A 25,381-nucleotide genomic window follows, 5' to 3' on the forward strand; every position below is an offset into this window, starting at 1 on the left:
CGCATAGGCGAATGCAAGGAGTAAATACGGGGAGGTAATGGGCTATCCTGTCTATCTCCTTGACTTTGCCGCGTCGGGCCGGTACTTTGACAAAATTTTAAGACCGCCGGATTCAGTCGGAGTTTGCCATGGAATACAAAGATACCCTTAACCTGCCCCAAACCGCCTTTCCCATGAAGGCCAACCTGCCCCAGCGGGAGCCGGAGCTGCTCAAGAAATGGGAAAGCCGGGAATTATACCGCATGATCGAGGAGGCCGGTAATGGCCGCCCCCGCTATATCCTCCACGACGGTCCCCCCTACGCCAACGGCCATATCCATATCGGCCACGCCCTGAACAAGATTCTCAAGGACATGATCCTGAAGAGCAAGCGGATGGAAGGGTTCGACGCCCCCTACGTGCCGGGCTGGGACTGCCACGGCCTGCCGATCGAGCTGCAGGTGGAGAAGAACCTGGGGGCCAAGAAGCGGGAGATGAGCAAGCTGGAACTGCGCCGTGAATGCCGTTCCTACGCCGAGAAATTCATCGCCATTCAGAAGGAGGAGTTCAAGCGGTTGGGGGTGCTGGGGGACTGGGATGCTCCCTACCTGACCATGAACTACGAATACGAGGGGCTCACCGCTGCGGAGCTGGCCCGTTTCGCCCATAACGGCGGTCTGTACCGGGGGCGCAAGCCGGTGCACTGGTGCTCCTCCTGCGTCACGGCCCTGGCCGAGGCCGAGGTGGAGTACGCCGACCATACCTCTCCTTCCATCTTCGTCAAGTTCCGGATCAAGGACGATCTGACGGCAGAGCTTCCGGCCCTGGCCGGCAAGCAGGCGTTCCTGGTGATCTGGACCACCACCCCCTGGACCATCCCGGCCAACCTGGCGGTGGCCATGCATCCCGAGTTCGACTACGTGGCACTGGAGACCAGCGAAGGGGTGATGATCGTTGCCGAGGGGCTGAAGGACAGTTTCCTGAAGGCCACCGGCCTGAGCGGCGGCGTCATCGCCACGTTCAAGGCGGGGCTTCTGGAGCGCAAACAGTGCGCTCACCCCTTCTACGACCGTGACTCCGTGATCCTGCTGGGGGAGCATGTAACATTGGAGGCCGGCACCGGCTGCGTCCACACCGCCCCGGGCCACGGCCAGGAGGACTACCAGCTGGGTCTGGCCGAAGGGCTGGAGATCTACAACCCGGTGGACAACCATGGCCGGTTCATCGCCTCATTGCCGTTTTTTGGCGGCGAGAAGGTATTCGACGCCAATCCCAAGGTGATCGAGAAGCTGATCGAGGTGGGAGCCCTGGTGGGACAGGGGAAGATCTCCCACTCCTATCCCCACTGCTGGCGCTGCAAGAAGCCGATCATCTTCCGGGCCACGGAGCAGTGGTTCATCGCCATGGAAGCAAACGACCTGCGGAAAAAGTCGCTGGAAGCCATTGACCAGGTGCAGTGGATTCCCAAGTGGGGCCGCGACCGCATCTACGGTATGATCGAGAACCGGCCGGACTGGTGCATCTCCCGTCAGCGGATCTGGGGGGTGCCGATCACCGCCTTCTCCTGCACCGACTGCGGCGAATACCTGGCCGACGGGAAGCTGATGGACTTTGTGGCCGAGCTGTTCAAGCAGCACAGCGCCGATGTCTGGTTCGACTGGGAAGCCTCCCGGCTGATGCCGGAGGGAACCGTCTGCCCGAAGTGCGGCGGCGCTTCCTTCGAAAAAGAGATGGATATCCTGGATGTCTGGTTCGATTCCGGGGTGTCCCATGCCGCCGTGCTGGAGCCCAATGCCAAGCTCTCCTCCCCGGCCGACCTCTACCTGGAGGGGAGCGACCAGCACCGCGGCTGGTTCCACTCCTCGCTGCTGGAAAGCATCGGTACCCGTGGTCGTGCCCCCTACAAAAGCGTGCTGACCCACGGCTTCGTGGTGGACGGCTCGGGGCGCAAGATGAGCAAATCGGTGGGGAACGTGGTGGCGCCGGAGGATGTGATCAAGAAGTACGGTGCCGAGGTGCTGCGCCTCTGGGTGGCTGCCCAGGACTACCGTGACGATATCCGCATCTCCGGCGAGATCCTGGACCGCCTGGCTGAAGCCTACCGCCGCATCCGCAATACCAGCCGGTACATCCTGGGGAACATCCACGACTTTGACCCGGCAAAGGACATGGTGCCCTACGGGCAGATGCCGGAGCTGGACCGCTGGGCCCTGCACCACCTGGAGCTGCTGAAGGAGAAGGTGCGGGCCGCCTACGATGCCTGCGAATTCCATGTGCTCTACCATGCGGTCAACGCCTTCTGCACCGTGGAGATGAGCGCCTTCTACCTGGATATCCTGAAGGACCGGGTCTACACCGGCCGCAGTGATTCTCTTTCCCGCCGCTCCGGTCAGACCGTGATGTATCTGGTGCTGGACAGCCTGGTGCGCCTGATCGCGCCGGTGCTTTCCTTCACCGCCGACGAGGTCTGGGCCAACATGCCGGGGAGCCGGGAGGAAAGCGTCCATCTGGCCCTCTTTCCCGAGCCGTCGCCGGCTTGGAAGGACGACGCCCTGGTGGAGCGCTGGGAGCGGATCATCAAGGTGCGAGCCGAAGTGTCCAAAGCCCTGGAGCAAGCCCGGGTTGCCAAGATGATCGGTCTTTCCCTGGATGCCGCGGTGACGCTGGCGGCACCGCCGGAACTGCGTAGCTTCCTGGAAGAGTACGCCGCCTCCCTGCCGGAAATCTTCATCGTTTCCAAGGTGACCCTGGCAGAGCGCCTGGAAGGGGAAGGATACCGTTCCGACGCCCTGCCCGGTCTGGAGATCGGCGTGGCAGCGGCACCGGGGGCAAAGTGCGAACGCTGCTGGCACTACAGTGAGGAGTTGGGAAGTCATGCGGAGCATCCCGCCATCTGCCCGGCCTGTACCGAAGCGGTGGCCTGACGTGGCACACTGGCGATCGTTTATTAGTATCGTACTGCTGGGACTGGTGGTCGATCAAGCCACCAAGCTGTATATCCACGGCACCATGGCCCTGTATCATTCGATTCCGGTCATCGACGGGTTCTTCAGTATCACCTATCTGCGCAACCGGGGGGCTGCCTTCAGCTTCCTGGCCGATGCCCACTGGCGGCTTCCCTTTTTTATTCTGGTCACCTTGGTGGCCTGTGTTGCCATTCTCGTAGTTGTGCATCGGACGCAGCGGGAGCAGCGACTGGCCCGCACCGCTCTGGCCATGATCTTTTCCGGTGCGGTGGGTAACCTGATTGATCGGGTGCGACTCGGCGAGGTGATCGATTTTCTGGACGTTTACTGGAAAAATCATCACTGGCCCGCTTTCAATGTAGCCGACTCCCTGATCTGCGTCGGGGTGGCGCTGATGGTGTTCGAGATGCTGCGGGAAGAGCGGGCCGCCGCCAAGGCGGGGTAACGCCGGCGCACATCTCTGTTGGAGCGTTGCCCGTTCTGTGGTATGTAGTAACGCGAAGGAATGGGTCGAGGTCTGGCCGCGGGAGGTGAGACATGCCGGTATTCGTGGAAGTGGTCCTGGTGGTTGCAGTCATGCTGGGCGCGTTTTTCGGTGTGTTCCTGCTGGTCTTTCTCCTGGCCATGGCAATGCTGCCGGTCGAAAAGTCCCTGTCCAAGGTGGTCTGGGAGCTGACGGCGCCGCCACCGCCGAAACGCAAGGCTCCTGCCCAGGAAGGCGGCTTCAAAACGTTCAGCCAGAAACAGCAGAAAAGCGGCAGGTAGCGCGCCGCGCATGCTGCGCTGCCGTGTCGTGGCGGCGGCACCCGGGCAGAGGCGGAGACGCAGCGGTGTGCGACAGGGTTGCACACCGGACGTGGGCTCAGAGATCGCCGGTCAACCGCTGCAGCTCATACACCTTCACGTTCAACTCGCGTACGCAGGCAACCATTTCCCGCAGGGTCATCTCATCCACGCCGCACTCCTCCTCGGCTCCTTGAAACCAGGTGTACCCCCTGGGTAGCGGGGTTGCCTCTCCCCCGCGCAGCAGCAGTACATCAACCAGGTCATTGACCCGGCCGGTGGCCTCCCAGGGGTCGCGGTAGTTGAACTGCCGGGCAACGATATGCATCCCCATGCCGTTGGGAAAGAGCCCTTTTACCTCAAAGGAAAACTCGCGGGGAGCACTGTAGTGTTCGGTGCGGCCGGAGCGGGCCATGACCTGTGCACCGGCGGATTCCAGAATTTCCCTGACGCTATCGGCGGTCATGGGCTGTAAGGATGTTTCCATGGATGACTCCTCATTGTCGGAACAGCGATCATCGTCCGTCATAGCCTACCGGAAAGGGGCGACGCGGCGCAAGGAGGTCGTGAACGGCTGGCCGGCCGACCGCGCGACGCCCCGGGAGACGGTGCTGACGGAGCGCTATCGTGCCGAGGGGATGTCCCGTGGTGTGACCGGGCGTTTTCGCCGCCTGGTGTATGCCTACTTCCGTGAGCATGGCCGGACGCTTCCCTGGCGGGAGGCCGCCACCCCTTGGCAGGTGCTGGTTTCCGAAGTGATGTTGCAACAAACCCAGGTGGAACGGGTCATTCCCAAGTACCGCACCTTTCTGGAGCGGTTTCCCGATGCGGCGGCCCTGGCGGTTGCGCCGACGGCCGACCTGCTGATCGCCTGGCAGGGGCTGGGGTACAATCGACGTGCGCTGGCATTGCACAAGGCCGCTGCCCAAGTGGTGACCGATTTCGGCGGCACGCTGCCCGACACCCCTCAGCTGTTGCAACAGCTGCCCGGCATCGGCCCCTATACTGCCGGCGCCGTTGCCGCTTTTGCCTTCAACCGGCCGACGGTCTTTCTGGAAACCAACATCCGCGCCGTTCTGCTGCACCTCTTCTTTGGCGACCGGCAGGAGGTGCCGGACCGGGAGCTGCTGCCACTGCTGGAGGCGAGCCTTGACCGGCAACGGCCTCGTCATTGGTATAATGCCCTGATGGATTACGGCAGCGATCTGAAGCGACGATTCCCCAACCCTTCCCGCCGCAGCCGTCACCACGCGGTCCAGGGACGTTTCGAAGGTTCCAATCGTCAGTTGCGCGGGGCTGTGGTGCGTCTGGTGCTTGCCGAACCCCTGTCGACGATGGCGGCGTTGTGCGCAAAGCTGGCGGCGGAGCCGGTGCGGGTACAGCCGATTCTCGACGCGCTGCTGCGGGAGGGATTCGTGGTGCGCCAGGGGCAGGGGTACCGTATCGCCTGAATCCTGCTCACGAGCAGCATCCTCCGCCGCTCGTCCCCTTCAGATTATGTTCCTGCAGCCAGCGGTTGATCATGCCGCTGGCGCATCCCACCCCCGCCTCTACGGCGATGGCCCGGGCCGGGCAGTTCCTGGCGCAGGCTCCGCACTCCATGCAGCCGTCCCGATCGATAATGGATGCCCTGCGGTCGCTCACTGCGAACACCTGGTGGGGGCAGACCTCTGCACATCTGCCGCAGCCGATGCAGGCGGCCCGGTCCAGTCCCAGGGTAACAACGTTGTGGAGATACCGGAAGTCATGCATGGGTATTCCTTTCGCATGAATTAGAGGAGGTGTCCCGCCAGCAGCAGGACTCCTCCCAGTAGCAGGGCACCGGCCATGACCGGCAGTGCCAGCCGCATTTCCGTGCGGACGCCGCTGGGAGAAGTATAGGTGGTGCAGCCGGTGAAATTGAGGGTGTAAAAGGAGCTGACTGCCGGTAGTGCCAGGAAGGATGCCGCAGTCTCCGGAAAGCTCCAGGTCATCCCTCCGGCGATCAGATACCAGGCCAGGCTCCAGATACCCCCTGCCACCGCTCCCTTGATGGCGAAGCTGCGGCCCGGCAGCCAGGGAAGCAGGAGCGGTCCCACCACCACGCCGGTCAGCACGGCGCCCAGCCATGCCAGGGCCGCCGTGGCGCCAGTCCGCATGCCCCCCGCCAGAATACCGGCAGCGAAGAGCAGCAGAAGCGCCAGGGCCGTTGGTTTCAGGGCCTGGACAAGCTCAACCGGTACCAGTACCAGGCGTTCGTAGAAGGAAAAGGTGAGGCGGCGCATGGCCGGTGTGGTTGTCATGCCGTTGTCCAGATAGGCCGGCAGGTCGGCGGCCCGTATCGGTCCGTAACGCACCGTGAAGCCGGTTTGGCGCAGTACCTCGTGCGCTGCCACTCCGGGAGCGCCCAGCAGGGGAAGGATGAGGACGCGGTGGCTGACAACACGGGACAATCCGCTCAGTTCGATCCGCTCCACCAGCTCGCGGGTGCCAAAGGTTCCTTTGCCGGCAGCGCACCAGACATTCACGCCGAAGGTCTCCAGCACCACGAGCCAGACGTTGGAGCCCGACAACACGCTGCGCACGAGATCGTAGCTCATCTTGTAGTTGGCGGTGACCAGCACCGGCGCATCGGCAGTGGGGTTGCCGATGGCATACAGTCCCGGCGGTACGATGTAGCGCATCCTGTTGATCCCCCAGCGTACCGTGCAGGCCCCGAGATGATCGCGCATGCTCAACTGTGTGGAGATGCGGGGCGCAGGGCCGGCGGCGGTGGAAAGCCATGCCTGGAATCCGGGAACCTGGTCGTTGATCGTGCCGCCGCGCATCAATGCTGCCGGCCCGCAGCAGGGAGCAGCGTCAATGGCCGGGTCGGCAGCCTCTGTTGGGCGGCAGGAGGAGGTCGGAGGCGTGGGGGCGCAGCAGGCTGAGGAGGGGGGGCAGCAGGAAGGTTTGGTGTCGGTTGCCATGGTTCTCACCATTTTGTTGCAAAATGCAACTTATTCAAGGGGGCGATGCGGGTGGTTGCGGGCCACGTTCAGAGCTTGATTCAGCAAGGCAAGGGAGCGTACCACGGTATCCTGCTCAAAGGGGGTTAGGGCGGCAAGGGGGCGGGCGATGCCGTTGGCCATGTGGCGGGAAATCCGTTCCATCAGTTCGTTCCCTGATCGGGTGAGGGAGAGTCGGCTGACCCGGCGGTCGGCGGGCGATCGTTGGCGTGTCAGGAGTCCCCGTGCTTCAAGGTTTTTGATCTGGCGGCTGAAGGTGGTGATGTCCATGCCGAGTTCCGCGGCCACCTGGTGCATGGAAGGGGTGGCCTGGCGCTGGATCTCGAAGAGAATCTGTCCCTGGAGTGGGGATATCTGTTCACCGCAGCAGGTGGTGCATCCTGCGGCGGCGAGCACGGTGATCCGTCTGCTGAAGAGGCGCATCTGGTCGACAAGGGCGTGTCCCACGTCTGGTGTGCCGTCTTGGTTCATGGGGCGTAGTATGGGGTGATTGGTTGTGTTTTGCAAATTTGTTTTGCGGCAACCGATAAAAAAAGCCCCGTGACGTTGAAGCGTCACGGGGCGGAGAAGGGGGATGGCAGGGGAGTTATCCCTTGATCTGCCCCTGAATACCGATGGTCACCTCTTTGTAGGGAATCTGCTTGCCGCAGGCAGCCAGGGCCTGGCGGGCTGCCATAGCGATACCGCCGCAGCAGGGAACTTCCATCTTCAGGACTGTAACGCTTTTGATGTCCGACTTGGTGAACAGCTCGGTCAATTTTTGCGCATAGAACTGGTTGTCGTCCAGCTTGGGGCAGCCCATCACCACTGCTTTACCGTCCAGAAAATCCTCGTGATAGCCGGCATAGGCCACCGGCACGCAGTCGGCCGTGATCAACAGGTCTGCACCCTGGAAGTAGGGAGCGCTGGTGGAGACCAGGTGCAGTTGCACCGGCCATTGGGCCAGCCTGCTCTGGCGGCTGCCGGCCGGTTGGGAAGCCTCCGGAGCCGGCTTGGCAAAGCTCATCATCCGGGAGCCGGGGCAGCCGCCGCCGTGGCCATGGCCATGAGCATGGCCGTGGGGAGCAGCGGGAGCGGCCGGGGCCTGGTGGGGAGCCGGGGCCGGCTTGCCCTGGGCGGCAAGGTGCTTGGCTACGGCAGCTTCATCAAAGGCGTCGGCCTCACGCTCTTCGATGGTGATGGCGTTGCGGGGGCAGTCCCCCAGGCAGGCCCCCAGGCCGTCGCAGAGGTTGTCGGCAGCCAGCACCGCCTTGCCGTTGACGATTGTGATGGCCCCCTCCGCGCAGGAAGGTACGCAAAGTCCGCAGCCGTCGCATTTTTCCGGATCGATGGTAACAATTTTTCTCAGCATGGTTCGTTCTCCTTGGTCAGGTGGTTTCGGGTAGTGGCAGTATCGTGTCGCAATGGTTCAGAATAAGTAGTGCCAGAGGTAATCCAGTCGCCCCCGTAGAATCATCCTCCGGCCGGACCAAGCCATGATCCGCTTGACCAGTTCGCGTTGTGCGGGGGCGTAGCAGTGAATCCGGCAATTTTTGCAGCTCGGTTTTTCCGCCTCCAGCGGGCAATGGAGCCGGCGGGCTATGGCGTAGGCAACGAAGCGGCTGCATTCCTCGCAGAGCTCCACCGGGTGCAGTCCCCCCGGCAGGGGGTAGGGCTGCCGGGAGCTATGCTGGTGCCCTGCACACCAGACCTGGGTAAACCGGGCGATGATCTTGATGTCTTTATACTGATGACGTGTCAGGCCGTTCATGGTTCCCATCATGCATCCGTCTCCCGGCGTGCTGTATGACGACAGTCAAAAAATAGCAGACATTCCGGCTTTTCTTGGTCCGGAAAGTGGAGTATAACCCGAGTCAGTGCGAATCAATGCCGAAAACTTTCGGCAACAGGTCGTCGGCAGGAGCTGTTTTCGGTGGCGGGAGGATAGGCATGGCGTTGGTGGCAGTGGACAACCTTGAAGTCGGCATGGTGCTGGCCGCCGATGTACTTGACCGCAACGGGCGGATGTTGCTGGGAGCCGGTGCGGAGCTGAACCGGAAACACTTGGTCATTTTCCGGACCTGGGGGATCGCGGAGGTGCAGATCGTTGGCGACGATAGCAACGAGGAGCCTGCCGGGCCGCTGCCGGCCGAGATCGATCCCGCGGCGGTGGAAGCGGCCCAGGAACGTTTGCTGCCGCTGTTTGCGTGCTCCGGTACCGAGCATCCGGTGATGCGGGAATTATTGCTGCTCGCGGCCCTGCGGAAGGTGCAGCATGGCCTTTGCTGACGCGCCGCCGATCACCCTGGAAATGCTGGTGGACCGCACCAGCACGGTCTATTCCCTGCCTCTTTTCTATGATCGTCTGAACGAAGCGATCAATCATCCCCGCACATCAGTCAACGACATCGCCCGGATTATCACCGAGGACCAGGGATTGACCGCCCGGCTGCTGCGGTTGGCCAACAGTCCCATGTTCGGCTGGTTCGGCAAGGTTGACTCCATCAACCGGGCCGTTACCATCATCGGAACCCAGCAGTTGCGCGACCTGGCCCTGGCTGCGTCGGTCATGGGGGTTTTCAGGGGGATCCCACCGGAACTGATGGATATGCCGGGATTCTGGCGACACAGCATCGCGTGCGGCATCATTGCCCGCACCCTGGCGGTCTGGCGGCGGGACAGCAACGTGGAGCGCTTCTTTGTCGCCGGCATGTTGCACGATGTCGGGCAGATCATCATGGCCGTGGCCGTACCGGACCTGGTGCGGGACATCCTCGTGGAAAGCCGGGAGACGGCCGAGCTGTTGCAGGTGCGGGAGCGTCAACGGCTCGGGTTCGACCATGCCGATGCGGGTAGCGCTCTGCTCAAAGCCTGGAAGATTCCCGCCAATATCGTGGAACCGGTTGAATGCCATCATCGTCCCGGCCGTGCCGAGCAGTATCCGCTGGAGGCGGCCACCGTCCATCTGGCCGACATCATCTGCCAGGCGATGGAGTATGGCCGTGGCGGCGAATGGTGCGTCCCCCCGCTGGAGGACGAGGCGTGGCAGCGGCTGGATGCGCCGATATCAATGCTGGCCACCGTGCTGAAGCAGGCTGAAAGTCAGATCGACGATACGTTCACCATCCTCTCGGAGGAGCCATGAGCGCTGAGGAGCACTCCCGGGACGCCGGTTTCTTCAGGGAGCGGATCAGCTACCTGGAGGAGTCCAACCGCCGCTACGTTGCCATCCTGGAGATGCTGGCCAGCAGCGGCGATTTCCAGGCCGACCTGGCACGGGCGGAACACCTCGATGCCGTGTGCCGTGCCACCCTGGCCCAGGCGCTTCGCCTGACACCGCTCACCCGGGCCTGTATCATGAGCTGCCAGGACGACGGCAGCTTCGAGATCGTCTGCTGTGAGCCTGCGTCCGGCCTAGCGGAGGTGCAGGAGGCGGTGGATGCCGCCATCATGGACGGCGCCTTTGCCTGGGCCCTGAACCGCAACCAGGCGGTGCTGCTTCCCACCGTCTGCGGCCGGACGCTGCTGTTGCAGGCCATTGCCACCCGTTCCCGCATCCACGGCATGTTTGTCGGCCTGCTGTCCGATCAGGTCGCCACGATCGAGGCCCCCTCCCTGAACGCGCTCTCCATCGTCCTCTACGCCTCGGCCTATGCGATCGAAAGCACGACGCTTCGTTCTCTCCTGCGCACGCATATGGCCGGTCTCGAACAGCGCGTGCAGGAGCGTACCCGCGAACTGGCGGAGGCCACCGAGCGGGCCGAGGCGGCCAGTCGCGCCAAGAGCGAATTCCTGGCCAACATGAGCCACGAGATCCGGACGCCGATGAATGCGGTGATCGGCATGAGCGAGCTGCTGCTCGAGGGGGGCTTCAGCCCGGAACAGCAGCACAAGCATGTGCAGGCCATCCGGGATTCGGCGGAAAACCTGCTGGTGATCATCAACGACATTCTCGACTTTTCCAAGATCGAGGCGGGCAGACTGGAACTGGTTCCCGCGCCCTTCCCGGTGCGCAGGGTGCTTGAGCGACGGCTCTACCCCCTGGCGGTGCGGGCCGAGCAAAAGGGAATCAGGCTGGCCATCGACGTTGCTCCGGCGGTGCCGGCATGGCTGGAGGGAGACGAGGGCAAGCTCTGCCAGATTCTGATCAATCTGGTGGGGAACGCCATCAAGTTCAGCAGCAGGGGAGAGATCAGGGTAGCGGTCTGTTGCGAGGCGGTAGAGGATGAGCGGTTGCGGCTCCGCTTCTGCGTGGCGGACCAGGGGATCGGTATCGCGCCGAACGCTCAGGCCCGCATCTTCGAGACCTTCGAGCAGGCCGACGCAACCACCACCAAGAAGTTCGGCGGAACCGGCTTGGGGCTGGCCATCTGCCGCAGTCTGGCGGAGTTGATGGGTGGACGTATCTGGGTGGAAAGCGTACCGGGCAGGGGAAGCAGCTTTTTCTTCACCGCCTGCTTCGGCCAGGTGGCGGACGAGGTGACGAGTGGGGAGAACGAGGAGGAAGGAGCTGGCGTCGTTACCGGCGCAACCGAGAGCCTCGGCTGCCTGGCGGTACTACTCGTTGATGACGTGGAGATCAACCGTGAGATGGCCAGAATCATTCTGGAGCGGGCCGGACATGCCGTGACCCTGGCGGTGGACGGCAGGGAGGCGATCGAACGGTACGGCAGTGGCAGCTTCCATATCGTGTTCATGGATGTGCAGATGCCGGAGGTGGATGGTCTGCAGGCGACCAGGATTATCCGTGACCTGGAGGAGGCATCGGGGCGTCCGCGTACGCCGATCGTTGCCATGACCGCCTATGCTGCAGCCGATGATCGTGCCAGGTGTCTGGCTGCCGGCATGGACGACTACCTGTCCAAGCCGGTCAAGCCGGCACAGGTGCTGGCGATGCTGCGGCGTCATTGTGCCGGGATGACCCCGCTTGACGCAGATCAACCGGCCGAGCCGGAGACGCCGGCAGCGGCCTTGCCGGTGTTTGCCCGTGACGACCTGCTGGAGCGGCTGGGGGGGGCTGAGGCGTTACTGCCCCGTTTCTTGGCCATTTTTTACAAGGGAGTTGCCGCCGGCATGGCCGATCTGGAGGTCGCCGTCGCTGCAGGAGATGCCGATGGCGTCCGCCGCCATGCCCACGCCATCAAGGGAGCAGCGGCCAACATCGGCGCGCTGCAGCTCAGGGAAACCGCTTCACGGCTGGAAGAGGCGGCCAAGGGAGGCGCTATTGCCGATGCCCCGCAGCGGCTGGCAGTGCTGAAAGAGCGGCTGGAAGCCTTCACGGCAACGGCGGGAACAGGGTGACGGACCAGAAAACCGGAACAGCGCATGCCATGGCCTCGTAGGTTGTGTGGTGTCGGCCGTTCGTGGCGTACTCCGTCATGAACGCAGCTGTTTCCAGCCGCTTTCGGCGATGGCGCGGAGGCCGTCCAGGGTGCGCCGGTAGAAGCGTTTGACCGGCATCCGGTTCAGCATGATCTCCCCTTCCTGTCGTTCGATCATGATGCCGTCGCCAGTGCCCAGCCCCATCACCTCCGCAGCATGCGAGCCATCCAGGCCGAACAGAAACCTGAACTTCCTGCCGTTATGACGGCAGGCCACGATCAGGATCACCACTTCCGGCCGGGCAGTCTTGTAGTGGTAGCGGATCGTCCCGGTCACGAACTCCCCTGTGCAGCGGCCCGTGTCGGCCAGGAGTGCGTCAAGGTCCACGCCCCTGGGTTTCAGCCGTCCCAGTGACGGCATGCCCCAGGGGCGGTACGGTTCGTGGCAGCGCCGCTCGAAGCTGTCGGTCCGTTCCATCAGGACCACCACGTTGTTGTTGATCGGGCCACCGATGGAGTGGGACAGGCCGGCATTGAAGCGGCCATTGACGATCATGCGGTGGTTCTCCACGATCTGGATCATGCCGGTGGCCCCCAAGGGGTGACCGCGGCCCTTCAGGCCGCCGGTCAGGTTGGTGGGCCAGGAGCCGGTGGGGCCGGTCAGGCCATCGTCCAGCAGGGCGTCGAACAGGCGGTGGCGGGGCACCACCCCCAGGTCCACCAGGTTGATCGGGCCGAAGCCGTTGAAGGGGTCGTGCATGTTGACGTGGAGGTTCCCCTCCAAAGGGGCCAGCGTGCGCAGGCCGGCCATGCCGTAGGCAACAGAGGCGGCAATGACGGTGGCCGGGAAGGAGTGGAAGTAGTTACGGTCCGCGATGGTGGGAATGTCGGTGGCGCTGCCCAGGCCGGAAACCATCACATCCTGGGGGCGGGAGGTCAGAATGACCGCTGCCATGCCGTCGGACATGGGACAGAAGTCGTGGTAGCGCAGCGGATACCAGTAACGATAGTTTTCGCCGCTATCGACCTGGCGGAAATAGTCCGCCACCGGGAGCGGCTGCTGCAGATGCGCTTCGCTGTTGACGGCGGCGAAACGCTGGCTGCGTTCCGTCAACAGGGCGGAGTAGGCGGACCATTCCTCATCGGACAGTCCCAGCCGCTCTTTCAGGGCACGTGCCACCAGGGCACCGCAGGCCGGCATGGTCAGGCCATACTCCGATTCGTTGCGGTCGATGACTCCGGCGATGATGCCGGTCGCTGCAGCGGTTGAGGCGTCGCTCATCTTCTGGATGCCGATGGCCAAGACATGGTCGTGCCGTCCCGAGGCCACCTCCAGGTAGGCGTTTTCAAAGGCCGAGGCGCCAGAGGAGGAGGCGGTGTCGATCAGGATGGACTTGACTCCGGAAACCCCCAGGATACCGGCGATCTTGGCGGCAGTGTTGTCCACCCCCGAAAAGGCCGCCGGGTTCTGGCTTCCCACCACCACCGCCTCGATCTGGCGTTTTCTGATCGGGCTGGTCTCAAACACCTGGTCGCAGCGTTCCGCCATTTCGAGGAAGGTCAGCTTTTCGCGTTCTTTGCCGGCGTAACGCCCCACCGGCGCCATCCATGAGGCGGCGATGTAAACCGGACGGGGGATGAATTCTGGATGCATGGGGAACCTCCAAAGCCGTACGGGGCGCCCTTGCGAACGCCCCGTATCCGGAAAGACAGCGTATACCCTCTGCCTGCCTAGGAGCGCAGGACTTTGATGACGGCCGAGAAGTCCTCTTCGCCGTAGCCGGCCTCCACCCCTTTTTCGTACATCTTGCTGGCGGCTTCGCCTGCCGGTAATGAGAGCCCCACCAGGCGGGCGGCGTTCATGACCAGGTGCAGGCCGTCGTTGACATATTTGAGGGCCAGGCTGCGGGTAAACTCGTTGCGGGCCATGGCGCGTCCCTTGAGGTGGAAAATCGGTGAGGCAACGCCGCGGGTGTCCAGAACCTCCAGGATTTTGTCAGCGCTGAACCCCATTTTTTCGCCGAACACGATACTCTCGGCCAGTACCTGCACCAGGGTGGCCTGGGCCAGGTTGACGATGAACTTCATCTTGGTGGCGTCGCCGACACTGCCCACGTGGATGGTGTTCAGGCCGAAGACGCTGAAGGGCTCCCGGCATCTGCCGATGATGGCCGGATCGCCGCCGACGATGATGGTGAGCAGGCCGCTTGCCGCATGGTCCTTGTTGCCCCAGATCGGTGCGTCCAGGTAGAGGGCGCCACGCTTGGTGGTTTCGTCCGCCATTTTCATGGTGGTCTCCAGGGAGGTGGTGCCCATGTCGGCAAAAATGGTGCCGGGGTCGATACCGGCCAGTACGCCGGTCTCGCCGCAGAACAGCGGCCCCAGTTCATCTCCTTCGGAGACGATGGAGATGACCAGTTCCTTGCCACGGGATGCCTCGGCGGCATTTGCGGCACCCTTGGCCCCCAGCGACACCAGATCGGCAACCTTGGCGGGATCCGGATCGTACACCGTGATGTCGTATTCCCCCTTGGCCAGGTTGACCGCCATATGTCGTCCGACCGTTCCCAGACCGATAAAGCCGATTTTACGCTGCATGACAGCTCCTCCTATGGAAAATCAAATGATGTTATCTGTTGTAACCAGCACCATTAATACACTGAAATAGGGTTGCTGGCAACCCCGTTTTGCCTGGTTGCGTCGGTATAAAACGATGTCACTTGCTGCGGGTGACCCCGATCCGGCTGCACAGCAGAGCCAGCGGGCAGCCGGAGCATGCCGGCACCGTGGGGAAGCAGCGGTGTTGGCCGTAACTGACCAGCAGGTCATTGATCTCGATCCAGTACTCCGGCGGCAATGTGCGGCGCAGCGCCATTTCGGTTTCATCGGGGGTTGCGGTGGCGACGTAGCCCCAGCGGTTGGTGATGCGGTGCACATGGATATCGACGCAGATTCCCGGCTTACCGTATCCCAGCGTCACCACCAGGTTTGCCGTTTTTCGGCCTACCCCCTTGAAGCGGACCAGTTCTTCGACGGTATCGGGGACCGTGCCGCCGTACTCTTCCAGCAGCCGGCAGCAGATGTCGCGGATCTGGCCGGCCTTGACCCGGAAGAAGCCGGCCGGATAGATCAGGTCGGCGATCTCGTCCACGGTCAAGCGCACCAGTGCGTCCGGGGAGACGGCCCGGGAGAAGAGCCGTTCCGATGCCGCTGCCGTCACCGCGTCGCGGGTGCGCAGCGAGATGATACAGGAGATGAGCACCGTAAACGGGGAGCGGTGGCGCTGCGCCACCACGGTGACCGACGGCGTCGGCCACTGCCGGCACTCCTGTCGGAGCAGGGCCATGGCTTCATGTATCTGCTGATCCTTCATGGCGGGGTTCCTCGTTTCGCGGTGGCGCCTGGTCCGCTTGCCTTTTCATGGTTTTCCGGTCATGATGCGCCGCAGAGGTGCCGCAATGATTGATATTGACCTGCACATGCATTCCACCTGCTCCGATGGCCTGCTCGAACCGGAGGACCTGGTCAATGCGGCCGGTCGCGCCGGGCTCGGCGTCATTGCGCTCTGCGATCACGACAGCATTGCCGGGGTTGCACGGGCCATGGCCGCCGGCCGGGCACGGGGGGTCGAGGTGCTGACGGGGGTGGAGCTGTCCGTTGCCTGGCAGAACTGGCGCGACGTCCATCTGCTGGGCTACGGCATTGACCTCGCGTCACCGGAACTGCTGCGGTGCCTTGCCACCTTTGCCGAGCGCCGCGCCAACCGTAACCGGGAAATAGTTGCCGCAGTCAACCGCCGCCTTGATCACGAGGGACGGCAACCGCTGGACCCCGACGACGTCACTGCACTGGCGGGAGGGGTGATGGGGCGTCCCCATATCGCCCGTGCCCTGATGGCGCGTGCCTATGTCGCCAGCATGGAGGAAGCATTTGATCGCTACCTGGTACCCTGCGACGTCCCCAAGACCTACTGGCCGATGGAGGAGGCCATTGCCGCCATCCGGCGGGCAGGTGGGGCGGCGGTGCTGGCCCATCCCACCAGCATCAGCACCGATTTCACGGTGCTGGAGCGTCTGGTCGGCGGACTTGCCGCCATTGGCCTGGACGGCGTTGAGGTTTACAACAGCATGGCCAGCGAGGCGGAAGCGGCCTTCCTGCAGGGGCTGACCCGTCGTCATCGGCTCGTTACCACCGCAGGGTCTGATTTTCATGGTATCGATCCTGGCGATACCATGGGAAAGGGGCGGGGCGGCATCCGGTTTTCCGGTGCGCTGCTCCCACCCCTGTATGCGCGGATTGCCGAACGGCAGGAACCGCTCTAGATTTTTTCCTTGAATGCCTTGTAATTGACCACCGCCAAGTCGTCGATAACCCGCGACACTCCTTCCATGGCGCCGACGACCCGCAGGGCGGCGGTTTTTTCCTGCTCCGAGCCGATGTAGCCGGACAGGGTCACCGTGCCGTCTTCCATATCGATCCTGAAGGGGCGGTATGCCAGCTCGTCAGACTGCAGGAGCGCCGTTTCGATCCGTTTCACCAGGATGGCGTTGTCGATAATGTTGCCGGCCCAGGCATCGGCCTCCTTCAGCTGCGGGTCCTTCAGCGCCGACATGACGGAATCGATGATGGCGGCGGGTGAAAGGCGCATGGTGTTGAAGATCAGGTCATACTCCAGGGGGTCGTTCCAGTCCCGGTTGAAGTAGTAGTGGATGAAGCCACCGCGCTGGTGATCACTGCGCCGGATCAGCTCCCGGGCCAGGTCGGGGTCGATCCATTCCCGTTCGGCAAAACGCTCGACCCGCTCATCGAAATCGGCGATGAAGCGCAGCCGCAGCAGGTTGCCGCAGCCGCGCAGCAGGTCCTGGGCGCCCCGTCCGTACAGGATCACGTTCCCCTTGCGGGCGTAGTCGAGCAGGATCAGTTCGATACGGTTCAGGCAGGCTGCCCGCTGCCGGTCTTCAACCGTGTTGTAGGAGGGGGGCTTTTCGTCGACGGACTGCAGCAGATCCACCGAGAGTCCATAGTCGGCGGCGCAGGCAGCCAGCCGGGGGCCGTCGACCAGGGTATATTTCAGCTTCTTTGCCAGCTCCTGGGCGATGGAGTACGCTCCGGTACCCATCTCCCGTGAAATCGTTATGATCGCCATCGTCTGTCCCTACCTCCGGTTCAGTCTTTTCCTTCCCTTATCATGTTCTGCTTGCTGGTACAAGCGGTCAATGTTAGGCTGCGGGCGCCATGTCGGAACCGCTTGATTTCATACTCCGCTTTTCCATTTTTGCGGCTGTTCACTCGCTGCTGGCGATCCCCGGTGTCAAGGGGGCGCTGGCACACCGGTCCGGCCTCTACCGCCTGGCCTACAACCTGCTTTCCTGTCTCCTGTTCGGCTGGGTGATGCTGGTCTGGCAGTCCACCTCTGTGCTCTATCTGGTTCCCGGTGTCTGGAGCCTGGTGTGCCATGGGCTCCAGGGAGTGGTGCTACTGGCGGTGGTCTCCTGTCTCCGGCAGACCGGCATGGCAGCCTTCCTGGGGACCGACCTGGGAAAAAACGAGGCAACACCTCGCCTGCACACTACCGGCTGGTACCGTCTCGTCCGTCACCCGCTGTACCTTCTGGGGATACTGTTCTGCCTGCTGAATCCGGTCATGACCACCCGCTGGCTGGTGTTGACCCTGCTCAGCACCGGTTACTTCCTGGCCGGTGCCCTGCTGGAGGAGCGCCGGCTACTGAGCGTCTTCGGTTTCGCCTACGAAGCATACCGCCGGGAGGTACCGTTCATCATTCCCCGCGTGCGGCGGTCGCCTACCGCACCGCAATCCGCCTGACCCCCTCCACCGCCGAAAGCACATCCAGCAGGCGACAGGAGGCGTTCCTTCCTGACAGCTTCACGTTGAACTCATGTTGAATAGTTCCCGTCACCAGGTCGCGTTCCGTGGCCGCCTCCATAAGGCCGGCACCGCACTCCTGCACCGCTCGCGTGATACTGTCAAGCAGCCCCGGGCGGTCAGTGGCGAAAACGGTAACCTGGAGGTAGGTGTCCTTGCTGATCGCCGCTTCAACCTTCTTCAGCGCCAGGAGGCTGATCAGTGCCAGAACGGTGGTGGCGGCGGCAAGGGAAAACATGCCCACGCCACAGGCAACACCGATGGCGGCCGCAACCCAGAGGCAGGCGGCGGTGGTCAATCCCCGCACCGTGGCTCCCTCCTTGATGATCGCCCCGGCGCCGAGAAAGCCAATGCCGGTAACCACCTGGGCCGCGACCCTGCCCGGATCGACGCCGGGCGGTCCCGGCAGCCCGCTTCTCCCGAAGCGCTGGTAAAACTCCAGGGAAACCAGCACGAACAGTGCCGCGCCCAGTGCCACCAGCAGATGGGTACGGAATCCTGCCGGCCGGCCGTGAATCTCCCGCTCAAGCCCCACCAGGCTCCCCAGAAAGCCGGCCAGAACCAGACGGAGCAACATCTCGGGATCAAGAGAGGGAAACGGCATCAGGCTTCCTCCTCGGCTTCCAGCAGCAACGTTGCCGCCAGGGTGTAGCGACGACTGACGCCGTCGGTCGTCAGGGTGATCGGGATGCGCAGCGTGGCAGGCACGCCGGGGGCGAGGTCGCAGGGGGGCAGCGACAGGGGGGCGACGTTGGCGGCCGTTACCGATTCCCCGGGGGCGCCTTGATCTTCGTCCGCCGGGACGCGTTCCTCGGTTGTCGATGGCGGCGGTCCGTCCCAGGGAGCGCGCAGTGAGGCCATGACCCGGCGGGAGAGTTCGGCCACTGCCGACAATGCCCCCTCCTGCCGATGTGCCGAACCGCTGAAAAGCGGTGCCGTGGGAAAGTCGGCTGTCAGCGCCGGCAGCGGGCCGCCGGGAGCGTTGTTCGCTGCGCACAGCACCACCGTCGGCACACTGTCGGGGGGGCGGCCATAGTTGCCCAGGGTGGCGACAAGAGGAGAAAGCAGGGAAGGGTCCAGGGAGGTCTGCGGTGTAGCGCCGCTCACCAGGAGCAGGCCGTCAACTCCCTTGAGCAGTAATTTCCAGGTTCCCGGATTTTTTACCGGTCCGGTCAGGGTGTACAGGTGGAAGCAGACCCGGTAGCCGTCGAGGCTTGAGCTTTCAAAGGGGACATAATCGAAAAAGAGCAGGGTGTCGCCGCCGGTGGCCATGGTTTTGAGGGGGCTGCAGAGCGACGGCCTGATCCGCTGCTGAATGCACCGCACCAGCGCCCCCTTGTCGCTACCGGCGGCGCCATAGACCACGATCTTGGCGTTAATTTCCCGTTTTGCATGATTGATGACGGCCATGGGTGCAGGTCACTTTTGCTTGGCCAACAGCATCCGCTTCGCCTGGGTGGAGATAACGGAAGAGATGTTGCGGCTTTTGGCGTAGCCGGCGATATCCTTCTCATTCATCGTTCCCAGGAAACGCAGGGCGTTTGACAAAGGTGTTTTGGGGTTTTCCAGAAGCGCTTTCCGGATCTGGTAGTTTTTGACCCACTCCTTGTTGGCGCAGATGATCCGGATGATTTCGTCGTTCTGGATGCTGGATTTCAGAATGGTCAGGACTTCCGGCTCGGTCAGGCGCGGATTTTTCAGCACCCCGCTGCTGACCAGCTTGTTGGAGTCCTTGACCAGAATCTTGCGCCATTCCTTGTCGCCGGTCAGGGCCATTTTGATCTTTTCAGCGATCCCCATGGCCTGGGCCTGCTGATACTTGCTGGCGTATTCCTCCCCATCCTCCTCTTCGGAGGTGGCGGACGTGTCCGCCTGGTCGGGCGCAGCCCCATGACTCTCAAGCAGGCTGCGGGTGGCATCGGCAAGACAGGGATGGGCGTACAACAGAGTCCTCACGGCAGGGCGCTGTCCGGCCACCTGGGCTACCGTGTGCAGCAGCGCGGGATGGAGGTCATGCCACCCGGCCAGCGCCGCGAACCGTTCGTCCGGCAGTGATGCCAGCGTTGTCAGGGCGCGGGAACGCACCTCCGGGTCACTGTCCTTGCTGAGGCAGAAAAGGAGCAGGATCGTCTGGCGGGGCGGGAGGAGGACGCCTCCCGTCGCCCCGCGCAGACGATCGTCCCGTGGTGTTTCCGGTCGAACGAACACCGCTACTTCCGGCGGTATGACGATTCTGACCGTTTCCGCCACCTGCGAACCTATTCCAGAACCGGTGTGCCGGAAACCACTGCCCTGACCTTTTTCAGGGCCGCTTCCGCAGCCGCACGATCGGTAAAGGTCCCGGCGGTCAGCTTCCGGGAGGAGACCGGTACACTGGTTTTCTGGATAGTCACCTTGATGCCGCTTGCCGCCAGACGCTGCTGTTCGGACTGGGCACCGGACAGGTGCGCATAGGATCCGGCAAAGACCTCGTGTTTGCCACCTTTGGGCACTGTGAAGCCGTCTCCGGCCTGTCGCTTCAGCATCTCGACCGCCTTCATCGCCTCAGCCTTGTCGTCGTAGCTGCCGTAGAGCAGGCGGTGCATGGGGGCCGGACGTTTCGGTCCCATGGTCATCACCGGTGTCAGGCCGGCTTTCTTCAGCTTTGCCATGTCTTCGGCAAGGGCTCCCTCAACAACGTACAGTCCCACCACCAGCGTCCAGGGACCGCCGCTTTTCACCGCGGGCTTGCGCTCCGCCGGTTTTGCAGCAGCTTCCTTCTTGGCCGGTGCCGTTTTTGCCGTCGCCGGGGAGGGTGCCGTCTTGGCGGGCGCCGGGGGCGGTGGTGCAACCGCCGGCTGCTGCTGTGCCGGTACCTTGGCGGTCGCTGCCGGAGTGGACGGTGATGCCGGCTTTGCCGGTTGTGGCGCCGGCGATGTAGCGGGTTGTGCCGCTGCAACCGGGGCAGGCGGTTGTGCGGCCGGAGCCGTCGGCTTCACCGCCGGTGCCGCTGCCGGCGGAGGTGCTGCCGGAGTAGCCGGCTTTGCGACTTCCGCTGGTGTGGTGGGAGCCGGTTCACCCTTGGGGGGCAACGGTTGTTTTACCACCTGGGGCGGTGCCGGCGGTTTGGGAGGCGGCTCCTGGGGGCGGATCAGGCCGGTGAAGAAGTAAAGGTACCCAACAACTCCCAACAGCAGCAGCAGTATCACCAGCAGTGTCGTCTGGCGTCCCTTGTCCTGCTGCCCCTGCTGCTCTGCCGCTGGGGTATCGCTGTCGGTTGCCGGTTTTTTGTTGAATTTGAATTCCATGAACTGCCTCCGTACACTAGTCTTTCTTGGCCGCCTGGGCTTCGGCGATGACCTTCTGCGCCAGGTGGGTCGGCACTTCCTCGTAATGGGAGAACTCCGTACTGAACAGGCCCCGGTCGCTGGTCATCGACTTGAGATCATTGGAGTAGGCCAGCACCTCGGACATCGGCACCACCGCCTTGATGCTCTGGGAGTTGGCCTTGGGCTCCACCCCCACCACCTTGCCCCGCCGGGAGTTCAGGTCGCCGATCACATCACCCATGTTTTCATCCGGTACCGTCACGGTCAGGTTGACGATCGGCTCCAGCAGCACCGGCTTGCACTGTTCCATGGCTTTCTTGAACGCCAGGGAGCCGGCCACCTTGAAGGCCATTTCCGACGAGTCGACGGTGTGGAAGGAGCCGTCGTAGAGCGCCACCTTGAAGTCCACCACCGGATAACCGGCCAGGAATCCTTCGATGGCCGCTTCCTGAATCCCCTTGTCCACCGCCGGGATGTACTGGCGCGGAATCACCCCACCCACGATCTTGTCCTCGAACTGGTAGCCGTCGCCCCGACCGGTGGGGGACAGTTCGATCCAGCAGTCTCCGTACTGCCCCTTGCCGCCGGACTGTTTCTTGTACTTGCCCTGCACCTTGGCAGAGCCGCGAATGGTCTCGAAATAGGGCACTTTGGGGGTCTTCAGCAGCACTTCCACGTTGAACTTGCGTTTCATCTTCTCCACGATCACATCCAGGTGCACTTGGCCCAGGCCGGAGATGATGAACTCCTTGGTCTGGGGATCGCGGTGGGACTCCAGGGTCGGCTCCTCTTCGATCATCCGGTGCAGGGCGTTGTGAATCTTGTCCTCATCGGCCTTGGTCTTGGGTTCAATGGCGTAGGAGATCACCGGCAAGAGCTGCTTGGCCGGTTCATAGACGATCGGGTTGTTGGCGTCGCAGAGGGTGTCGCCGGTGATGGTTTCCTTCAGCTTGGCAACGGCCACGATATCGCCGGCAAAGGCCTGCTTGATCGGTTTCTGCTTCTTCCCTTCCAGTTCATAGATCTGGCCGATCCGTTCCTCGACCCCCTTGGTGGAGTTGAAAATGGTGGAATCGGAGTTAAGCGTGCCGGAGTAAATCCTGAAGATGGTGATTTTGCCGGTGTAGGGGTCGGAGGTGGTTTTGAAAACCAGGGCGGAGAACGGCTCCTTCTCGTCCGGACCACGGTCGATCAGATCGTGGTTCTTGGGATTGGCTCCCACGGCGCGGGTCCGGTCCAGGGGGGAGGGAAGGAAGTCGCAGACCGCCGAGAGCAGTTGCCGCACGCCGATATTCATGGTTGCGGAGCCGCACAGCACCGGCGTGAAGGTGTTGCGCATGGTGCCGACCCGCAGGCCGTCCAGGATCTCTTCCTCGGTGAGCTCGCCGCTTTCCAGATACTTCTCGGTCAGCGCATCGTAGGCTTCCGCCACGATCTCCACCATATGGTCGCGCAGGCGCTGGGCCTCATCCTGAAGATCGGCGGGAACCGGCCCCTCCTGACACGTTCCGGAGCCGTCCTTGGCATAGGTACAGGCCTTCATCCGGATCAGGTCGATAACCCCTTCGAAATGCTCCTCGCTGCCGATCGGCATCTGGACCGCCACCCCCCGGGCGCCGAGGGCCTTCTCCATATCATCGATGGCCCGCAGAAAGCTGGCCCGTTCCTTGTCCATCTTGTTGACGAAGGCGATGCGGGGGATTTCGAATTCGTTGGCCCAGGCCCAGACCTCCTCGGTCTGCACCTTGACGCCGGAAATGGCGGAGAGGATCACCACGGCGCAGTCAAGCGCCCGCATGCAGGCACGGGTGTCGCCGATGAAGTCGCCGTAGCCGGGGGTGTCGACGAAGTGGATCGAATGGCCGTTCCACTCACAATGGTCGAAGGCGGAGGTGATGGATATCTTGCGTTTGATCTCCTCCGGTTCGAAGTCCATGGTGGCAGTGCCGTCATCCACGCGGCCCAGGCGGTCGATCATGCCGGTGTTGAACAGGATCGCTTCGGCCAGGGAGGTCTTGCCCGCCCCGCCGTGCGCCACAATTCCCAGATTACGGATCTTTTCGGTTGGATAGGTTCCCATGCACTGCCTCCTTGTTTCCGTGGTTGTGTTCCGTCGGATTCGAATGGTTCCGTTCAAACAGAATTCTCAGCCCGTCAAGGGTCAGAAACTCGTCAACCTCGTCGATGGTGCGTGATGCGGGGGCGATCAGGGGAGCCAGGCCGCCGGTGGCGATCACCCGGGGCTGGTCCCTGCTTTCGTGCTTGATCCGTTCAACGATGCCGTCCACCAGGCCGACGTAGCCGTAATAGACGCCGGACTGCATGGAGTGGACCGTGTTTTTGGCAATAACCTGGGGAGGGCGGGCGATATCCACCCGGGGAAGTTTGCTGGCTTTCTGGAACAGGGCCTCAAGAGAGATGGCGAGGCCGGGAGCGATGGCGCCGCCACAGTATTCGCCCTTGGCATTGACGTAGTCAAAGGTGGTGGCGGTACCGAAGTCGACGATGATCAGGGAACACTGGTGCTTTTCGAAGCCGGCCACCGCGTTGACGATCCGGTCGGCCCCCACCTCCCGCGGGTTGTCGTAGAGGATCGGCATGCCGGTCTTGATGCCGGGGCCGACGATGGCGGGAGGGTGCTTGAAATAGGAGCGGCAGAGGGTTTCGAGGACGCCGGTGAGCATCGGCACCACGGAGGCGATGATAACGGCCGACACCGCGTCGGGTCTTATGCCGGCAAGGGAGAAGAGGTTGTGCAGCAGGATGGCGTATTCGTCGGAGGTCCGGGACTTGTCGGTGGCGATGCGCCAATGGTGCGCCAGGGTTGTTTCGCGGTAGATACCGAGGACGATGTTGCTGTTGCCTACGTCGATGACCAGGAGCATTCTCGGCACGCCTCACATTCCCTATCGTAGAATAGCTGTCGCCTCTCCGGCAGCCAATCGCGCCAAATCGCCCGAACCGGCCTGTTTTTCCGCCGCAGGAGCGGTGTACGTGTATACCATAGCCGATCCGACGCCGCAACCGCAAAACCGCCGCGGCACGCCGCCAATAAACGATTGACGGGTGTTTGCACCGACTGTATAGTGTGGCGTCCGAATGGGCTGTAAATCACTGTTGACGGGAGCGAGACGATAATGATCAGACGAGTGGGCCTGTATGGTGTGATGCTGGTAGTGCTCATGGCCGCAAACGTGCTGGCCGTGGAGACCAAGGACATCAAGTTTTCCTTTAAAAGCGCAGAACCGGTGGTTTTCAGCCATGCGCTGCACCTGGAAAAGTACCGTAACAACTGTCGCATCTGTCACAACACCATCTACGACCTGCGTAACCGCAAGAGCTATACCATGGCTGAGATGGAAAAGGGCAAGTCCTGCGGCGCCTGTCATACCGGCGCGAAAGCCTTCAGTGTTGCAGCGGAAAAGGACTGTTCCCGCTGTCACCGCGGCAAGCCGCGTGAGGTTGCCTACAAGGTCAAGGGGGCGGGAGACACCGTTTTCAGTCACGCCACCCATATCGCCAAGACCGGCGGTGCCTGCCGAAGCTGCCATAACGGCAAGGTCATTACCGGTAAGGAAAAGCGGGTAACCATGGCTGAAATGGAAAAAGGCAAGACCTGCGGTGCCTGCCACAACGGCAAGCCCACCTTCACGGTGGCCGGTAACTGCAACCGCTGCCACAAGGGGCTGAAACCCAAGGACATCACCTTCACCGTCAAAGGGGCGACCGCGGTCAAGTTCAGCCATGACTTCCACACCCAGGCGTACCAGTGCTCGGACTGCCACACCAAGGTCTACCAGTATCGTCAATCCCCCGGCAAGGTGAGCATGGCCGAGATGGAAAAGGGCAAGTCCTGCGGTACCTGTCACAACAACGGCAAGGACGCTTTCACCGTGGTTGGCAACTGCGACAAGTGCCACCCGGGGTACAAGCCCGGCAACGTCCAGTTCAAGACCATTGCCGGCGATGCCACCTTCAGCCACGACTTCCACACCCAGGTGTACAAATGCGCCGACTGCCACACCAAGGTCTTCCCGTACAAGGCGCACACCATGGAGGCCAGCATGAACGACATGGTAAAAGGTAAGTCCTGTGGCGCCTGCCATAACAAGGGGAAAGATGCCTTCTCGGTGGCCGGCGACTGCGCGAAGTGCCATAAGATGTAACCGGCTGGC

At 62.8% G+C, this 25,381-nt stretch carries 25 protein-coding genes and 1 pseudogene; 10 read left to right on the forward strand and 16 right to left on the reverse strand.

Translation table 11 applies throughout. The features are described 5' to 3' along the window. The first annotated feature begins 128 nt into the window (after positions 1–128). The 3 genes from ileS (at position 129) to RAK07_RS02600 (ending at position 3,710) form a co-directional block, all read left to right on the forward strand. The gene (ileS, locus tag RAK07_RS02590; protein ID WP_305731291.1) at positions 129–2,903 is read left to right on the forward strand and encodes an isoleucine--tRNA ligase; all 2,775 of its coding nucleotides are present in this window, start codon (positions 129–131) and stop codon (positions 2,901–2,903) included. Position 2,904: 1 nt separating this feature from the next. After that, entirely contained in the window at positions 2,905–3,390 is a 486-nt protein-coding gene (lspA, locus tag RAK07_RS02595; RefSeq protein WP_305731292.1) for a signal peptidase II, read from the forward strand. A 92-nt stretch (positions 3,391–3,482) separates the two neighbouring features. Beyond that, positions 3,483–3,710 carry a hypothetical protein gene (locus RAK07_RS02600; protein ID WP_305731293.1) on the forward strand — a complete coding sequence of 76 codons (228 nt, stop codon included), beginning with the start codon at positions 3,483–3,485 and terminating at the stop codon, positions 3,708–3,710. A gap of 97 nt (positions 3,711–3,807) precedes the next feature. On the opposite strand, the gene RAK07_RS02605 is transcribed toward RAK07_RS02600, so the two are convergent. Then, complete coding sequence (locus RAK07_RS02605; RefSeq protein WP_305731294.1) at positions 3,808–4,215, reverse strand: hypothetical protein; 408 nt, start codon at positions 4,213–4,215, stop codon at positions 3,808–3,810. On the opposite strand from RAK07_RS02605, the gene RAK07_RS02610 reads away from it, so the two are divergent. Continuing rightward, positions 4,214–5,179 (forward strand): HhH-GPD family protein, encoded by a 966-nt coding sequence (locus tag RAK07_RS02610; RefSeq protein ID WP_305731295.1) that lies wholly within the window; start codon positions 4,214–4,216, stop codon positions 5,177–5,179. The two genes, RAK07_RS02605 and RAK07_RS02610, sit on opposite strands and share 2 nt — an antisense overlap. A 7-nt stretch (positions 5,180–5,186) precedes the next feature. On the opposite strand, the gene hgcB is transcribed toward RAK07_RS02610, so the two are convergent. From hgcB to RAK07_RS02635, 5 genes are all read right to left on the reverse strand, one after another. Beyond that, on the reverse strand, positions 5,187–5,480 hold the full coding sequence (gene hgcB / locus RAK07_RS02615) for a mercury methylation ferredoxin HgcB (protein WP_305731296.1): 294 nt from the start codon (positions 5,478–5,480) through the stop codon (positions 5,187–5,189). Between the two features lie 20 nt (positions 5,481–5,500). Next, positions 5,501–6,676: a mercury methylation corrinoid protein HgcA gene (gene hgcA, locus RAK07_RS02620; RefSeq protein ID WP_305731297.1), complete on the reverse strand. Its 1,176-nt coding sequence runs from the start codon at positions 6,674–6,676 to the stop codon at positions 5,501–5,503. Between the two features lie 30 nt (positions 6,677–6,706). After that, on the reverse strand, positions 6,707–7,162 hold the full coding sequence (locus RAK07_RS02625) for a MarR family winged helix-turn-helix transcriptional regulator (RefSeq protein WP_305731298.1): 456 nt from the start codon (positions 7,160–7,162) through the stop codon (positions 6,707–6,709). A 139-nt stretch (positions 7,163–7,301) separates the two neighbouring features. After that, positions 7,302–8,066 carry an ATP-binding protein gene (locus RAK07_RS02630; protein ID WP_305731299.1) on the reverse strand — a complete coding sequence of 255 codons (765 nt, stop codon included), beginning with the start codon at positions 8,064–8,066 and terminating at the stop codon, positions 7,302–7,304. A gap of 57 nt (positions 8,067–8,123) precedes the next feature. Beyond that, entirely contained in the window at positions 8,124–8,477 is a 354-nt protein-coding gene (locus RAK07_RS02635) for a nitrous oxide-stimulated promoter family protein (RefSeq protein WP_305731300.1), read from the reverse strand. A 167-nt stretch (positions 8,478–8,644) separates the two neighbouring features. On the opposite strand from RAK07_RS02635, the gene RAK07_RS02640 reads away from it, so the two are divergent. The 3 genes from RAK07_RS02640 to RAK07_RS02650 are packed head-to-tail and all read left to right on the forward strand — an operon-like array spanning position 8,645 to position 11,995. Beyond that, complete coding sequence (locus tag RAK07_RS02640) at positions 8,645–8,983, forward strand: hypothetical protein (RefSeq protein ID WP_305731301.1); 339 nt, start codon at positions 8,645–8,647, stop codon at positions 8,981–8,983. Next, positions 8,970–9,839: an HDOD domain-containing protein gene (locus RAK07_RS02645; RefSeq protein ID WP_305731302.1), complete on the forward strand. Its 870-nt coding sequence runs from the start codon at positions 8,970–8,972 to the stop codon at positions 9,837–9,839. The genes RAK07_RS02640 and RAK07_RS02645 overlap by 14 nt, the downstream gene beginning before the upstream one ends. Beyond that, positions 9,836–11,995 (forward strand): ATP-binding protein, encoded by a 2,160-nt coding sequence (locus tag RAK07_RS02650; RefSeq protein WP_305731303.1) that lies wholly within the window; start codon positions 9,836–9,838, stop codon positions 11,993–11,995. Before RAK07_RS02645 ends, RAK07_RS02650 begins: the two co-directional genes overlap by 4 nt. A gap of 75 nt (positions 11,996–12,070) precedes the next feature. On the opposite strand, the gene RAK07_RS02655 is transcribed toward RAK07_RS02650, so the two are convergent. From RAK07_RS02655 to RAK07_RS02665, 3 genes are all read right to left on the reverse strand, one after another. Next, positions 12,071–13,669: a thiolase family protein gene (locus tag RAK07_RS02655; RefSeq protein ID WP_305731304.1), complete on the reverse strand. Its 1,599-nt coding sequence runs from the start codon at positions 13,667–13,669 to the stop codon at positions 12,071–12,073. Between the two features lie 77 nt (positions 13,670–13,746). Then, on the reverse strand, positions 13,747–14,613 hold the full coding sequence (locus RAK07_RS02660; RefSeq protein WP_305731305.1) for an NAD(P)-dependent oxidoreductase: 867 nt from the start codon (positions 14,611–14,613) through the stop codon (positions 13,747–13,749). A 118-nt stretch (positions 14,614–14,731) separates the two neighbouring features. Continuing rightward, on the reverse strand, positions 14,732–15,388 hold the full coding sequence (locus RAK07_RS02665; protein ID WP_305731306.1) for an endonuclease III domain-containing protein: 657 nt from the start codon (positions 15,386–15,388) through the stop codon (positions 14,732–14,734). Positions 15,389–15,473: 85 nt separating this feature from the next. Here RAK07_RS02665 and RAK07_RS02670 point away from each other — a divergent pair, with 85 nt between their 5' ends. Next, positions 15,474–16,337 (forward strand): PHP domain-containing protein, encoded by an 864-nt coding sequence (locus RAK07_RS02670; RefSeq protein ID WP_305731307.1) that lies wholly within the window; start codon positions 15,474–15,476, stop codon positions 16,335–16,337. Here the strand turns inward: RAK07_RS02670 and RAK07_RS02675 are convergent. Beyond that, positions 16,334–17,161 carry a cytidylate kinase family protein gene (locus RAK07_RS02675; protein WP_305731308.1) on the reverse strand — a complete coding sequence of 276 codons (828 nt, stop codon included), beginning with the start codon at positions 17,159–17,161 and terminating at the stop codon, positions 16,334–16,336. The two genes, RAK07_RS02670 and RAK07_RS02675, sit on opposite strands and share 4 nt — an antisense overlap. Positions 17,162–17,250: 89 nt before the next feature. Here RAK07_RS02675 and RAK07_RS02680 point away from each other — a divergent pair, with 89 nt between their 5' ends. Beyond that, entirely contained in the window at positions 17,251–17,838 is a 588-nt protein-coding gene (locus RAK07_RS02680) for a methyltransferase family protein (RefSeq protein WP_305731309.1), read from the forward strand. Here the strand turns inward: RAK07_RS02680 and RAK07_RS02685 are convergent. From RAK07_RS02685 to RAK07_RS02710, 6 genes and pseudogenes are all read right to left on the reverse strand, one after another. Continuing rightward, a complete protein-coding gene (locus RAK07_RS02685; RefSeq protein ID WP_305731310.1) occupies positions 17,816–18,502 on the reverse strand; it encodes an MgtC/SapB family protein in 687 nt (228 codons plus the stop codon). The two genes, RAK07_RS02680 and RAK07_RS02685, sit on opposite strands and share 23 nt — an antisense overlap. After that, positions 18,502–19,308 carry a hypothetical protein gene (locus RAK07_RS02690; protein ID WP_305731311.1) on the reverse strand — a complete coding sequence of 269 codons (807 nt, stop codon included), beginning with the start codon at positions 19,306–19,308 and terminating at the stop codon, positions 18,502–18,504. The genes RAK07_RS02685 and RAK07_RS02690 overlap by 1 nt, the downstream gene beginning before the upstream one ends. Before the next feature lie 9 nt (positions 19,309–19,317). Further along, complete coding sequence (locus RAK07_RS02695; protein ID WP_305731312.1) at positions 19,318–20,148, reverse strand: hypothetical protein; 831 nt, start codon at positions 20,146–20,148, stop codon at positions 19,318–19,320. A gap of 8 nt (positions 20,149–20,156) precedes the next feature. Then, complete coding sequence (locus RAK07_RS02700; protein ID WP_305731313.1) at positions 20,157–21,185, reverse strand: SPOR domain-containing protein; 1,029 nt, start codon at positions 21,183–21,185, stop codon at positions 20,157–20,159. A 16-nt stretch (positions 21,186–21,201) separates the two neighbouring features. After that, positions 21,202–23,286 carry an elongation factor G gene (fusA, locus tag RAK07_RS02705; protein WP_305731314.1) on the reverse strand — a complete coding sequence of 695 codons (2,085 nt, stop codon included), beginning with the start codon at positions 23,284–23,286 and terminating at the stop codon, positions 21,202–21,204. Positions 23,287–23,332: 46 nt separating this feature from the next. Further along, a pseudogene (locus RAK07_RS02710) lies at positions 23,333–24,091 on the reverse strand (type III pantothenate kinase); the annotation flags it as partial. A gap of 252 nt (positions 24,092–24,343) precedes the next feature. On the opposite strand from RAK07_RS02710, the gene RAK07_RS02715 reads away from it, so the two are divergent. Continuing rightward, positions 24,344–25,372 (forward strand): cytochrome c3 family protein, encoded by a 1,029-nt coding sequence (locus RAK07_RS02715; protein ID WP_305731315.1) that lies wholly within the window; start codon positions 24,344–24,346, stop codon positions 25,370–25,372. Positions 25,373–25,381: the final 9 nt, after the last annotated feature.

It is taken from the genome of Trichlorobacter ammonificans, assembly GCF_933509905.1.
Classification (GTDB): domain Bacteria; phylum Desulfobacterota; class Desulfuromonadia; order Geobacterales; family Pseudopelobacteraceae; genus Trichlorobacter; species Trichlorobacter ammonificans.